The 11,777-nt window shown below is 53.3% G+C and carries 14 protein-coding genes and 1 riboswitch; of the genes, 11 read left to right on the top strand and 3 right to left on the bottom strand.

Annotated elements, in window-relative coordinates; all coding sequences use genetic code 11:
- Positions 1-29: 29 nt before the first annotated feature.
- From WKR14_RS19910 to WKR14_RS19900, 3 genes are all read right to left on the bottom strand, one after another.
- Entirely contained in the window at positions 30-347 is a 318-nt protein-coding gene (locus WKR14_RS19910; protein ID WP_234555682.1) for a hypothetical protein, read from the bottom strand.
- A gap of 151 nt (positions 348-498) precedes the next feature.
- Positions 499-2,409 carry a methyl-accepting chemotaxis protein gene (locus WKR14_RS19905; protein ID WP_335921950.1) on the bottom strand — a complete coding sequence of 637 codons (1,911 nt, stop codon included), beginning with the start codon at positions 2,407-2,409 and terminating at the stop codon, positions 499-501.
- A gap of 274 nt (positions 2,410-2,683) precedes the next feature.
- Positions 2,684-4,333 (bottom strand): electron transfer flavoprotein-ubiquinone oxidoreductase, encoded by a 1,650-nt coding sequence (locus WKR14_RS19900; protein WP_165566096.1) that lies wholly within the window; start codon positions 4,331-4,333, stop codon positions 2,684-2,686.
- Between the two features lie 231 nt (positions 4,334-4,564).
- Positions 4,565-4,700: riboswitch (molybdenum cofactor riboswitch) on the top strand.
- Between WKR14_RS19900 and moaA the strand changes: the two genes are divergently transcribed.
- The 11 genes from moaA to WKR14_RS19845 all read left to right on the top strand — a co-directional run bounded on the left by moaA (position 4,688) and on the right by WKR14_RS19845 (position 11,758).
- Entirely contained in the window at positions 4,688-5,668 is a 981-nt protein-coding gene (gene moaA / locus WKR14_RS19895; protein ID WP_028780719.1) for a GTP 3',8-cyclase MoaA, read from the top strand. (Overlaps the previous riboswitch by 13 nt.)
- A 70-nt stretch (positions 5,669-5,738) precedes the next feature.
- The gene (moaB, locus tag WKR14_RS19890; protein ID WP_100143302.1) at positions 5,739-6,269 is read left to right on the top strand and encodes a molybdenum cofactor biosynthesis protein B; all 531 of its coding nucleotides are present in this window, start codon (positions 5,739-5,741) and stop codon (positions 6,267-6,269) included.
- Positions 6,262-6,738: a cyclic pyranopterin monophosphate synthase MoaC gene (moaC, locus tag WKR14_RS19885; protein WP_025889198.1), complete on the top strand. Its 477-nt coding sequence runs from the start codon at positions 6,262-6,264 to the stop codon at positions 6,736-6,738. Before moaB ends, moaC begins: the two co-directional genes overlap by 8 nt.
- Before the next feature lie 4 nt (positions 6,739-6,742).
- A complete protein-coding gene (moaD, locus tag WKR14_RS19880; RefSeq protein ID WP_144218005.1) occupies positions 6,743-6,991 on the top strand; it encodes a molybdopterin synthase sulfur carrier subunit in 249 nt (82 codons plus the stop codon).
- Between the two features lies 1 nt (position 6,992).
- Positions 6,993-7,451 (top strand): molybdopterin synthase catalytic subunit MoaE, encoded by a 459-nt coding sequence (gene moaE, locus WKR14_RS19875; RefSeq protein WP_224867739.1) that lies wholly within the window; start codon positions 6,993-6,995, stop codon positions 7,449-7,451.
- A gap of 12 nt (positions 7,452-7,463) precedes the next feature.
- Positions 7,464-8,264 (top strand): molybdate ABC transporter substrate-binding protein, encoded by an 801-nt coding sequence (gene modA / locus WKR14_RS19870; RefSeq protein WP_335921951.1) that lies wholly within the window; start codon positions 7,464-7,466, stop codon positions 8,262-8,264.
- On the top strand, positions 8,265-8,930 hold the full coding sequence (modB, locus tag WKR14_RS19865; RefSeq protein WP_101055866.1) for a molybdate ABC transporter permease subunit: 666 nt from the start codon (positions 8,265-8,267) through the stop codon (positions 8,928-8,930). It begins immediately after the preceding gene.
- Entirely contained in the window at positions 8,927-10,021 is a 1,095-nt protein-coding gene (locus tag WKR14_RS19860) for an ABC transporter ATP-binding protein (protein WP_101055865.1), read from the top strand. The genes modB and WKR14_RS19860 overlap by 4 nt, the downstream gene beginning before the upstream one ends.
- Positions 10,022-10,141: 120 nt before the next feature.
- Entirely contained in the window at positions 10,142-10,501 is a 360-nt protein-coding gene (locus WKR14_RS19855; protein ID WP_286998022.1) for a YgiW/YdeI family stress tolerance OB fold protein, read from the top strand.
- 55 nt (positions 10,502-10,556) lie between these two features.
- Positions 10,557-11,078: a PepSY domain-containing protein gene (locus WKR14_RS19850; RefSeq protein WP_101055863.1), complete on the top strand. Its 522-nt coding sequence runs from the start codon at positions 10,557-10,559 to the stop codon at positions 11,076-11,078.
- 2 nt (positions 11,079-11,080) lie between these two features.
- Positions 11,081-11,758: a response regulator transcription factor gene (locus WKR14_RS19845; protein ID WP_101055862.1), complete on the top strand. Its 678-nt coding sequence runs from the start codon at positions 11,081-11,083 to the stop codon at positions 11,756-11,758.
- Positions 11,759-11,777 lie beyond the last annotated feature (19 nt).

Genomic DNA, 11,777 nt, shown 5'->3' with positions numbered 1-11,777 from the left:
GAGTGGCGCAGTTATTACTGGGTTTTAGTTCACTCCAATATGGCCATTACAAAGCCAATAGTGAGTAAAATAGCCATAATAAGCCTAAGAATGCTTTGTTGTTTTTGATAACGAATAATCACAGGATCCTGGCTGTTGGCCAGAGTGCCAGATTCCAGCGATTGTTTGACTCTTATCGCTATGTTTGATGATTTTTTTTCATCTGTTTGAGCCAGTTCAGGATACTGAATCCGTATATGTTTCAGTAGCTGCTGCCAACGCCAAAGCTGCAAAACAAAGAAGAGTCCTGCCAGAATAAACATCAGCCAGGCGATATGTGACAGCGCCCATTCTATCTGTGGTTCCATGAATACTCTTTTATTAGCCGAAAGATAGTTGCGGCTATGTTATACCAATCAGAAGTAAGATTCAGAAGTTGTATGTGTACTCAAGGCTTTGCGGGAATGAGGTTCAGTATTCCCAACGGCAGTGACAAGGCTGCCGTTGGGGAACCTGAGGTTAAACCTTGAAGCGGGCGACTAAGGTATCCAACCTGTGGGCCAGATTATTGAGTGCGTCACTGGCCGCCGCAGCCGCTTCGGCGGTCTCGGCAGTGCGCTGGGCTATCTCATTGATCTCACTGACGTTACGATTAATATCTTCCACGACTGTGGATTGCTCCTCAGTGGCTGCTGCCACTTGAATATTCATATCGCTTATCTGGGCAATTTGTCCCGAGATACCGCTGAGTGCCTGGCTGGCCTCATCGACGGCCTGAACGCCTTCATGGGAGCGATTGCGACTCAGCTCCATGGCACTGACGGCTCGGGCGGCTTCGGCCTGCAGCTTATCTATCATCACCTGCACTTCATCGGTTGAGGTGGCGGTGCGGGAAGCCAAGTTGCGAACTTCATCGGCCACAACCGCAAAGCCACGGCCGGCCTCACCGGCTCGAGCCGCCTCAATGGCGGCATTTAATGCCAGCAGGTTAGTTTGTTCCGAGATGGCACGGATCACATCCAGAATGCCGCCGATGGACTTGGTGTGGGTCGCCAGCGACTCGATCACCTCGCCGACCTGAGCCACATCCTGTGACAATTGGTTAATGGTATTGCGGGCACGGGTCACCACCTGTTGGCCAGTGGCCGATTCGCTGTCGGCATCTTTGGCTGTTACCGCCGCCTGGGCCGCATTGGCGGCAATTTCATTAACGGTTGCCCCCATTTCGTTGATGGCGGTTACCACCATCATGGTGCGGTCTTTCTGATCCTGGCTGTCGCTCATGGTCTGCTGGGCCTGCGCCGAGACTTCCTTGGCGGATAGCCCCAACTGTTCGCTGGTGGCGGCCACTTCGACCACAGAGTCTTGGATCTTGGAGATAAAGCTGTTGAAGCCCTTGGCCAGTTGGGCGATTTCATCTTCACCCTCGACCGGCAGACGTTGGCGCAAGTCGCCTTCGCCTTCGCCTATGTCGCGGAACATTTCCGCCACCTTGCTGATGGGACGGCTAACAGAGCCGGCCACTATCACAGCCAGGAAGATAAAAGCGGCGGCAATCAATACTGTCCATAATAGAATTTGATAGGCCGCCTCTTGCAACAGGGCAAAGATCTCCCCTTGAGGAACCTGGGCTACCAGATACCAATCCATTGACGGAATATAGCTGCTGGCAACCAGCATATCGATACCATCGACTTTGGTTTCAAGCAACTGGAAGTCGCTTTTATCAAGCAGCTTGCTAAGATTGCCTGGGTAGAGATCCTGCAGGCTGCGCTTGCCTGTCAGGTTCTTGTCCGGATGCAGTTGGATCTTGCCCTGATTGTCGGTGAGGAACACATAGCCGCTTTGCTCTATCTTGAAGGAGTTGAGCAGGCGCACCATATCGTCGAGTGACTTGGCCAGCCCCACCAGGCCGCGACCGTTGGGCTGTTGATAGTTAATGAAGAGTTTGACCTCGCCGTTGGCTTCGGTAAACACATTCAACATGCGTTCCTGGCGACTGTCTCTGTAGTTGAAAAACCAGCCATCCTGCTGTTGGTTGAGGATCCGCAGAAAGCCGTCCTGGGTGTAATAGGCCGCTGTTTCCCGATCGGCATAGGAGGCTTGTGCCAAGTGATACTGACGAGTCATATCCTTGAGCTGAGAAATGACCAAAGGGACTTCGGCTTCCGGGCGTCCCTGTTCCAACCAGTGTCTGAGCATTTGACTGTGGGCCAGTTGTTCGGCGCCATTCATCAGCGTGCTGATTTCCAGATCCAACTTATTGCGGATCTGCAGCATTAAGCTTGGCAGTTCGGAACCGAGCATACGTTGTTCAACGACCTCACGGGCACTGCGCTGACTGAGAACACCGACTAAAATCGTCGACATCAGTACCGCCAGCGTCACTGTCAGTAGAATCTTTTGTTTAATGGTGAGTTTGAGTTTCATAGCGACCGCCTATCCATATCCTTATAGTGTGGACAACAGCATTAACTGATTTAACGTTAATTACACTTGAGCATAGTAATTAACGCATTGGCAGGGACTTCCCCGTAAGTCTTTGTAGAGTATAGGCAGGCCAGCTGTTTTATGGGGCTGGATCTTATTGTAGAACCGCGATTATGACTAAAAAACTCTCGTGCATCAATAGGTGCTAATATTGCTTTTGCGTAAATAAAAAACGCGTCTTAAAAGACGCGTTTTTGTGGTTTACAGTCATCAATTACATATTGGGATAGTTAGGGCCACCACCACCTTCGGGTGTCACCCAGGTGATGTTCTGGCTGGGGTCCTTGATGTCACAGGTCTTGCAGTGAATGCAGTTCTGGCTGTTGATCACAAACTTGGGTTGTCCCTCGTCTTCAACAACCTCATAGACCCCCGCAGGGCAATAGCGTTGCGCCGGTTCATCGTATTTCACCAGGTTGACCGCAATAGGAATAGTGGCGTCTTTCAAACGCAGATGGCAGGGCTGGTCTTCTTCGTGGAAGGTATTGGATAGATACACGGAAGAGAGCTTATCAAAGCTAAGCTTGCCATCCGGCTTGGGGTAATCAATCTTGCTGTAGGCGCTGGCCTCACTCATCTGGGCATAGTCGGGATGCTCATCCCTCAGGGTCACAGGGAACTTGCCGCCAAACCAGTTTTGATCGATATAGTTAAAGGCCCCCCCCAGGAAGGTGCCGAATTTGTGCATGGCCGGGCCGAAGTTACGCGAGCGGTAAAGTTCATCAAAGAGCCAGCTCTGTTCCAGCCGCTCCTGGAAGCAGTCGAGATCTTTTCCGCCTTCAACCCCGGCGATAAGGCCTTCGGCCAGAGTCTCGGCCGCCAGCATACCGCTCTTGATGGCGGTGTGGGTGCCCTTGATCTTGGCAAAGTTGAGTGTCCCGGCATCACAACCTATTACCAGACCGCCGGGGAAGCTCATCTTGGGCAGAGAGTTTAGACCCCCCTTGGTAATGGCCCGGGCACCATAGCTCAAACGCTCGCCGCCGCTTAAGGTCTTGGCGATGACAGGGTGGGTTTTGTAACGCTGAAATTCATCGAAAGGGCTCAGATGCGGGTTCTTGTAGTTGAGGTCGATGATCAGTCCCACGGCAACCTGGTTGTCTTCCATATGGTAAAGGAAACCGCCACCGCTGGCGCCTTCCAACAGCGGCCAGCCGCCACTGTGAACCACTTTACCCTGTTGGTGTTGTTCGGCCGGGATCTTCCAAATCTCTTTGAAGCCTATGCCATAGTGTTGTGGTGTTTTACCGTTATCCAGGTGGAATTTTTCTATCAGCTGCTTGCCCAGATGGCCACGGCAGCCTTCGGCAAACACTGTATATTTGGCGTGTAGTTCCATGCCCGGCATATAGCTGTCTTTGGGCTGGCCATCGGCGCCTATGCCCATGTCGCCGATCAGTATTCCTTTGACGCTGTCATCTTCATTGAACAGCAATTCGCTGGCGGCGAAACCGGGGAATATCTCCACTCCCAAGCCTTCGGCTTGCTCGGCCATCCAGCGGCAGAGGTTCCCGACACTGATAATATAGTTGCCATGGTTATGCATGGTCTTGGGTACCAGGCTGTTGGGCAGATGTTTACCATCTTCGGCCGACTTGAGCAGATAGATTTCATCTTCTGTAACCTGGGTATGCAGGGGGGCTCCCAGTTCTTTCCAGTCACCGAAGAGTTCTTCCAATACGCTGGGTTCAAAGACGGCGCCGGAGAGAATATGTGCGCCAACTTCAGAGCCTTTTTCGACCACACAGACACTGATCTCTTTGCCGCTGTCTTTGGAGATCTGCATCAAACGGCAGGCCGCAGCCAGTCCGGCGGGGCCTGCACCAACGATAACAACATCGAATTCCATTGATTCGCGTTCCATCATGTCACCTCTATCCTTCAAAGTCCCCCGATGTAAACGGGTGTTTTATTTTTATCCAGCTCCAACCTTACCTGAAAATCTATTCAGCGCACAGTATTTGATCGGAAAGCAGGGTTAGTTTTGATGAAATTTATGAGTGAAGCTTGTCACAAAAAGTCCACGCAGATTTGAACCAGATCGGGAAATACATTTTTAGGGGTATGGTTCACCCCCCTTTTCGTCCTATAATTGGCCCAGACGGTTCTCCGAGCTTTTGGTCCTACGTCAGTGAAGATATGGCCCTTTAGCCGTGGCAATTTTGCCACCGGGGTGAGCAAAGAAATGCCCTCACCTCCCTAACTTGGAAAGGTGATCATGTCCCAATTACAAGACAATTTTGGTCGAAGATTTCACTATTTGCGGATGTCAGTTACTGACGTCTGTAACTTCAAATGCAGTTACTGCCTGCCGGATGGTTATCGCCCGGAGGGCAAGCCCTCTTTTCTGACGCTCAGCGAGATTGAGAATCTGGTTGCCGCCTTCGCCAAAGTAGGTACCCGCAAGGTACGGATCACAGGTGGCGAGCCTACGCTGCGCAAAGATTTTACCGATATCATCCGCGCAGTTGCCGACAACAGCGAAATTCACACTATCGCCACTACCACCAATGGTTATAGGCTCGAGAAGCACGCCAAAGAGTGGTATGACGCCGGGCTGAGGCGGATCAACGTGTCTGTGGACAGCCTGGACCCCAGGATGTTTTATCAGATCACCGGCGAGAACAAGTTCGATGAGGTCATGCGCGGTATAGATGCGGCGCTGGAAGCCGGCTTTGAGCGGGTCAAGATCAACGCTGTGCTGCTCAAGGATCTCAACGATAAGGACCTGCCGCGTTTCCTGCATTGGATCAAACATACCCCCATAGATCTGCGTTTCATCGAGCTGATGGAAACCGGTTTGGGTCACGACTACTTCAAGGCGCATCACCTGGCCGGAGCCGATATCAAGGCCAGACTCGAGGCCGAAGGTTGGCAGTATGATCAGCCCGCGGCCGAAGATGGTCCGGCGCAAAACTTCAGCCATCCTGATTATCGTGGCCGTATCGGGCTCATCATGCCTTATGCCAAAAACTTCTGCGCCAGCTGTAATAGGTTGCGGGTTTCTGCCAAGGGTAAGTTGCACCTGTGTCTGTTCACCGAACATGGTGTCGATCTTCGGGATCTGCTTCAGAGTCCTGAACAGCAGGATGAGTTGATTGCCCGTTTGCATCAGCAGTTGCAGCAGAAGAAAGAGACTCACTATCTGCATCAAGGCATTACCGGTGTGACCCAACACCTGGCCTCTATCGGCGGTTGAGGGTGGCGCTCGTCTGGGCGCCAGATACTTATCATCGCCATCTCGGTAGCATTCAGCAGCAGGAACTGACATGGGACATTGCATTCATACCCATTTTGAGCCCTTGAATATCGCCATTCTTACCCTTTCAGACAGTCGGGATCTGCAGACAGATACCTCAGGGCGTTTTTTGGTACAGGCACTGCAGGAGGCTGGGCATAACCTGGTCGAGCGTAAGCTCTGCCCGGATGATAAATACCAGATGCGCGCCATCGTCAGTCAATGGATAGCCGCGGCCAATGTTCAGGTGATTATCACCACAGGCGGCACCGGCTTTAGCGGCAGAGACAACACCCCTGAGGCGCTGCGGCCGCTGTTTGACGCTGAAATAGAAGGCTTTGGTGAACTCTTTCGCCACATCACTTACACTGAGCTGGGCACTTCTACCGTGCAGTCGCGGGCACTGGCCGGTATCGCCAATCAAACGGCGCTGTTTTGTCTGCCCGGTTCCACCGGCGCATGTCGTACGGCCTGGAACAAGATCCTCAAAGAGCAGCTGGATGCCCGGCACCGGCCCTGTAACTTCGTATCCCATTTGAAAAAGGTTGCTATAGATGACTAATGCCTTTACCCATATCAATGCCGACGGCAACGCCCATATGGTGGATGTGACCGAAAAGTCGATCACCGAGCGCGAAGCCCGTGCCGAGGCCTATATTGAGATGTCTGCCGAGACGCTGCAGATGATCATGAGTGGCAGCCACCACAAGGGCGATGTGTTCGCCACCGCCAGAATCGCCGGCATTATGGCCGCGAAGAAAACCTCAGAGCTGATCCCTCTTTGTCACCCCTTGATGCTGACCAAGGTCGAGGTGGATCTGCAGGCTGAGCCGGAGCAAAACCGGGTCAGGATCACCAGCCTGTGTAAGCTGGCTGGTAAAACCGGGGTTGAAATGGAAGCCCTGACGGCGGCCTCGGTTGCGGCGCTGACTATTTACGATATGTGTAAAGCGGTGCAGAAGGATATGGTGATTACCCAGGTAAGACTGCTGGAGAAACGCGGCGGTAAATCCGGTCATTTTAAGGTGTAACGATATGATTAAAGTGCTGTTTTTTGCTCAAGTACGCGAATTATTGGGAACGGCTGCCATTGAAGTCGAGAGCCAGCCGGGTTTGACGGCCGAGGCGCTGCGTGCCCAATTGGCGGCCACAGACGACAAGTGGGCCAGAGTGATGGCGTCCGACAAGCTGTTGGTGGCCATCAACCAAACCCTCAGCCCTTGGCATACAGAGATCAAAGCGGGTGACGAGGTGGCCTTCTTCCCACCGGTAACCGGAGGTTGAGATGCAAAGCGATCGTATTTTGGTACAAACCGCCGACTTCGATGTCCCGGCTGAATATACCCGCATCGCCGCCGACAACAGCGACGGCGCCGTGGTGACCTTTGTCGGCAAGGTGCGTGACTTCAACGATGGCAGCGCGGTTACCGACCTGACGCTGGAACACTATCCCGGGATGACAGAAGCCGTTTTAGGGCAAATTGCCACTCAAGCCCGTGAGCGTTGGCCGCTGAATCAGCTGACCATAATTCACCGGGTTGGTACTATGCATTTGGGCGAACAGATAGTGTTTATCGGTGTCAGCAGTGCCCACCGCAAGGCGGCGTTTGCGGCTTGTGAGTTTCTCATCGATTTCCTCAAGACCAAGGCGCCATTCTGGAAACTGGAAGCCGGTGAAAGTGGTCAACACTGGGTTGAGGCTCGCGATGCCGACGAGCAGGCCGCCAAGGCCTGGGAAAAGTAACCGGAGCGTGTGATGGTGCTATTGGAGCGATTGCTGAATTCGACGACCAGGGCCGTGCTGACCGCGCTGGCGCTGCTCGGTCTGTGTCTGCCGGCTTCGGCGGCGCAAAGCGTTCATGTGGCTGCGGCGGCCAATATCAAGTTTGCCCTGGATGATATTGCCGAGCGTTATCAGCAAGAGACAGGACGCCAACTCAAGATCTCCTACGGTTCTTCCGGTAACTTTGTGGCGCAGATAAAACATGGTGCGCCGTTTGAGCTGTTTCTCTCGGCCGATGAGCGTTATGTCGAGGCGCTGGCTGACGCAGGCATCACTCGCGACAAGGGGTTGGTCTACGCCTATGGACGCTTGGCTCTGGTGGCTCCAAAAAATTCGCCGCTGAAACTGGATCAAGAGCTACAGGGGCTGCAACAAGCACTGGCCGCCGGGCAGATCAAGCGCTTTGCTATCGCCAACCCGGATCATGCTCCCTATGGCGAGCGCGCCCGCGCACTGCTCAAGCAAAAAGGTTTGTGGCAGGAGTTGCAGGCCAACCTCATCTATGGTGAAAACGTTTCCCAGGCGGCGCAGTTTGCCTTGAGTGGTTCGACTCAGGGCGGCATAGTTGCCCTGTCGCTGGCGGTGGCGCCACAGTTTCAGGCGAGAGGTCGTTATCTGGCGTTGCCGGTAGACTCCCATGCCCCGCTGACCCAGCGCATGGTACTGCTTGATAAAGCCGGTGACGATGCCAAAGCTTTTTATGATTATCTGCAAGGGCAGGAAGCGCGACAGGTGTTCAGCGCCTATGGCTTTGCCTTGCCCGAGGGAAGTTGAATGGATTGGCAGTCGCTGTGGCTCTCGGTCAAACTGGCTGCCATCAGTGTATTGGTACTCTTGCCGCTTGCCATCTTGCTGAGCCGCTTGCTGGCCTATCGAGAGTTTCGCGGTAAGTCATGGATAGAGGCGCTGATCATGGTGCCTCTGGTGTTGCCGCCCACGGTGATAGGTTATTACCTTTTGGTAGGGCTTGGCAGTGAAAGCTGGCTGGGCCAATGGCTGCAGCAAACCTTGGGCGTGCAGCTGGTATTTCATTTCTCCGGCCTGGTGGTCGCCTCGGTACTGGTCAATATTCCCTTTGCGGTGCAGCCTATTCAAAGAGCCTTTGAAGCTATTCCTCAGGATGTGCGCGATGCCTGCGCCTGTTGTGGCATGAGTCGCACCAAACAGCTGTTCAAGGTGGAGTTGCCCTTGGTGTGGCCGGGGATTTTGACGGCCCTGGTGTTGTGTTTCTCCCATGTGCTCGGCGAGTTTGGTGTCGTCCTGATGATGGGGGGCTCCATCGCGGGAGAGACCAAGACGATTTCCATCGCCATCTACGACAGTGTCCAGGCGTTTGACTTCGCCTCGGCCGGTACTATGTCGCTGGTACTCTTGTTGTTTGCCATCACCACATTGGCATTGACCACAGGGTTGTCGCGGCGGCTCGGGAGATTGAGATGACTCCGACAGATCTGCATGTCAGCGTTCATCAAACCAAGGGGATCCCACTGCAGGCCGACTTTGTTTGCCGTGCCGGTGAAGTCCTGGCCGTGGTGGGGCCCTCCGGTGGTGGCAAGACTACGCTGCTGAGGATGATTGCCGGTCTCAATAAGCCGCAATCCGGCAGCATCCGCTATGGTGATAAACCCTGGTTTTCCGAGACAGTGAACCTGAGCCCGCAGCAACGCCATCTGGGGTTTGTGCCGCAACATTTTGGCCTGTTTCCCAATCTGAGTGCGGTCGACAATGTTATCGCCGGGCTGGATCATCTGCCTAAGGGCGAACGCCGTGCCAGAGCGCTGGATTGGCTGGAGCGGGTCAATCTGCACGGTTTGCCGGATCGTTTGCCTGAGCAGTTGTCCGGCGGCCAGAGACAGCGAGTGGCGCTGGCCAGAGCGTTGGCGCGTGAGCCTTCGGTATTGCTGCTGGATGAACCTTTTTCTGCCGTCGATCGCGAGACCCGTGAGCGCCTGTATCTGGAGCTGGCACGGCTCAAGTCACAGCTGCATATTCCGGTGATCATGGTGACCCATGATCTCAACGAAGCCTTATTGCTGGCCGACCGCATGGTGCTTATCAGCCAAGGGCAGTTACTGCAACAGGGTGTGCCCCATGACGTATTGGCCAAACCCCGTAATGAGGCGGTTGCCCGGCAGATGGGCCTGAGAAACCTGTTTGACTCTGAAGTGGTGGCCCTGGAGCAGGAGCGACAACTCACCTGGCTTAAGTTTGGCGAGCAACTGATTGCCTGTGACTATGATGCGCGCCTGAATCCGGGAGATAAGGTGCGCTGGGTGGTGCCCAATCAAGGCGTCAGATTCAACTCCATCAGCCGTGGCCGCCTGTGCCGCAGCTTCAATAAACTCAATGTCAGGCTCGAATCCCTACTGGTGATGGGCGAGTCTGTGCGCCTGCTGGCGGCAATCGAAGGCGTGGATCAGACCCTTAGCGCCGAAGTGCCGTTACATCTGGCTCGCAAGCTGGAGTTGGTTGCCGGTATGCAGACAGAAGTTGCTCTCAAATCTGAACAAATTCATATTCTCGAACACTGATAAGACAGTCTTTATGCCGGTTGTCGATTAGATGATCAAAACTTAATTTAGCTTCCATCCTGAGTTCAAGCGCTGAAATCTATACTGCAGCCATTGAAACAACCTCAGGAGAGAAACAAGATGCAAAAGTTGGCATATTTACTGGTATTATCCTCATTCTGCAGTGCCGCTGCTCTTGCAGCCTATACCGGGCCAGGAGTCGAAAATCGGGTCATTACAGCGTCTCAGGTCGAGCAGGCCAGTGACGATACTCAAGTTGAGCTGACAGGTTACCTGGTGAAGAGCCTGGGCGACGAAACTTACCTGTTCCGTGATGATTCCGGCGAGGTTAAAGTCGAAATCGATCATAAGCTGTGGCGCAATATCAATGCCGATGTGAAAGAAAGCACTCTGGTGAAACTGACCGGCGAGGTTGACAAAGAGTGGAACGGCAATGAAGTTGAAATTGAAAGTATCACCTTGATTGGTGACACTAAATGAATCTTGGCTTGTATGAGTAGTTGGCCTTTGATGCCAGCGCTCGGATGGAGGCAAAATGAGACGTTTATTGGCGGGGCTGGTGCTGTTTTCTTCGGTAGCAGTCGCGGCTCCCTCGCTGCTGGAATTGTTGAATGATAGTGACCGTATTCAACCGATAGAGCTGATGCAGCGTATTGAGTCCCAGTTTCCCGGGGTGATCGTCGAGTTTGAAACCGATGTGGATAATGGGGTCTTGGTCTATGAAATTGACTTAATAAACCCGGATGATCACACTACCACTGAGCTGGATATACTTGCCGGCAGCGGTGAGATCCTCAAACGCAAAGTCGATCGTTTGGAGGCTGACGATATGGCTGAGTTGGCTGCGGTCAAACTCTTGGTGCAGAAAAAGCTCAGTTTTTCCCAACTGGTAGAAATGGCGATGCAAAACAGTAAGGCTCATCTGCTGGAAGCTCAGTTGGACAAAGATCTGGGGATTGCCTACCTGGAGCTGAAAGTAATGGATGAACGAGGCAAGCATAAGCTGGCGTTTGATATCGAAAAACAGCGGCCATTGCCTCTACTGAAATGGGACTGACAATGAAGATATTACTGGTCGAAGATGACGTAACCACTCAGGATTATATCGTCAAGGGCTTCCTGGAGCAGGGACATAACATTGAAACTGCGGCCGATGGTCATCAGGGTTTGCTGTTGGCGACCAGTAGTCAATACGACTTGGTAATACTGGATCGCATGTTACCCGGGCTCGATGGCCTCAAGGTTTTGGCGGCGCTTCGGGCCACCGGCAATCAAACCCCGGTGTTGATCCTCTCGGCACTCAGTCACGTCGACGAGAGGGTCAAGGGGCTGCGCGCCGGTGGTGATGACTATATGACCAAGCCGTTTGCCTTCTCCGAACTGCTGGTGCGGGCTGAGAAACTGATGTTGCGTGGCCAGTCACTGCCGGCCAAGACAGATCTCAAGGTGGGTTTATTGGAGATGGAGTTACTGACCCGTAAAGTGACTCTGGACGGTACTGAACTGATGTTGCAACCCAAGGAATTCCAACTGCTCAAGTACCTGATGGAACACGCCAATCAGGTGATCAGTCGCACCCTGCTGTTTGAAGCCGTATGGGACTACCACTTTGACCCCAGAACCAATGTTATCGATGTGCATATCGCCAAGCTGAGACGTAAGTTCGAAGAGTTGGGGCATGGCGAGCTGATTGAAACCATAAGAGGGGCTGGTTATCGTCTCCGCCAAAGCCATTAAGCCGTATCAGAGCAGCGTA

This window comes from Shewanella chilikensis (genome assembly GCF_037953065.1).
GTDB classification, from domain to species: Bacteria; Pseudomonadota; Gammaproteobacteria; order Enterobacterales; family Shewanellaceae; genus Shewanella; species Shewanella chilikensis.
This window is presented reverse-complemented; position numbering and strand designations above follow the sequence as displayed.

Bases quoted from the DNA above. Each gene is read 5' to 3' on its own strand.
- WKR14_RS19910 (WP_234555682.1), bottom strand. From the start codon at position 347: ATGGAACCACAGATAGAATGGGCGCTGTCACATATCGCCTGGCTGATG.
- WKR14_RS19905 (WP_335921950.1), bottom strand. From the start codon at position 2,409: ATGAAACTCAAACTCACCATTAAACAAAAGATTCTACTGACAGTGACG.
- WKR14_RS19900 (WP_165566096.1), bottom strand. From the start codon at position 4,333: ATGGAACGCGAATCAATGGAATTCGATGTTGTTATCGTTGGTGCAGGC.
- moaA (WP_028780719.1), top strand. From the start codon at position 4,688: ATGTCCCAATTACAAGACAATTTTGGTCGAAGATTTCACTATTTGCGG.
- moaB (WP_100143302.1), top strand. From the start codon at position 5,739: ATGGGACATTGCATTCATACCCATTTTGAGCCCTTGAATATCGCCATT.
- moaC (WP_025889198.1), top strand. From the start codon at position 6,262: ATGACTAATGCCTTTACCCATATCAATGCCGACGGCAACGCCCATATG.
- moaD (WP_144218005.1), top strand. From the start codon at position 6,743: ATGATTAAAGTGCTGTTTTTTGCTCAAGTACGCGAATTATTGGGAACG.
- moaE (WP_224867739.1), top strand. From the start codon at position 6,993: ATGCAAAGCGATCGTATTTTGGTACAAACCGCCGACTTCGATGTCCCG.
- modA (WP_335921951.1), top strand. From the start codon at position 7,464: ATGGTGCTATTGGAGCGATTGCTGAATTCGACGACCAGGGCCGTGCTG.
- modB (WP_101055866.1), top strand. From the start codon at position 8,265: ATGGATTGGCAGTCGCTGTGGCTCTCGGTCAAACTGGCTGCCATCAGT.
- WKR14_RS19860 (WP_101055865.1), top strand. From the start codon at position 8,927: ATGACTCCGACAGATCTGCATGTCAGCGTTCATCAAACCAAGGGGATC.
- WKR14_RS19855 (WP_286998022.1), top strand. From the start codon at position 10,142: ATGCAAAAGTTGGCATATTTACTGGTATTATCCTCATTCTGCAGTGCC.
- WKR14_RS19850 (WP_101055863.1), top strand. From the start codon at position 10,557: ATGAGACGTTTATTGGCGGGGCTGGTGCTGTTTTCTTCGGTAGCAGTC.
- WKR14_RS19845 (WP_101055862.1), top strand. From the start codon at position 11,081: ATGAAGATATTACTGGTCGAAGATGACGTAACCACTCAGGATTATATC.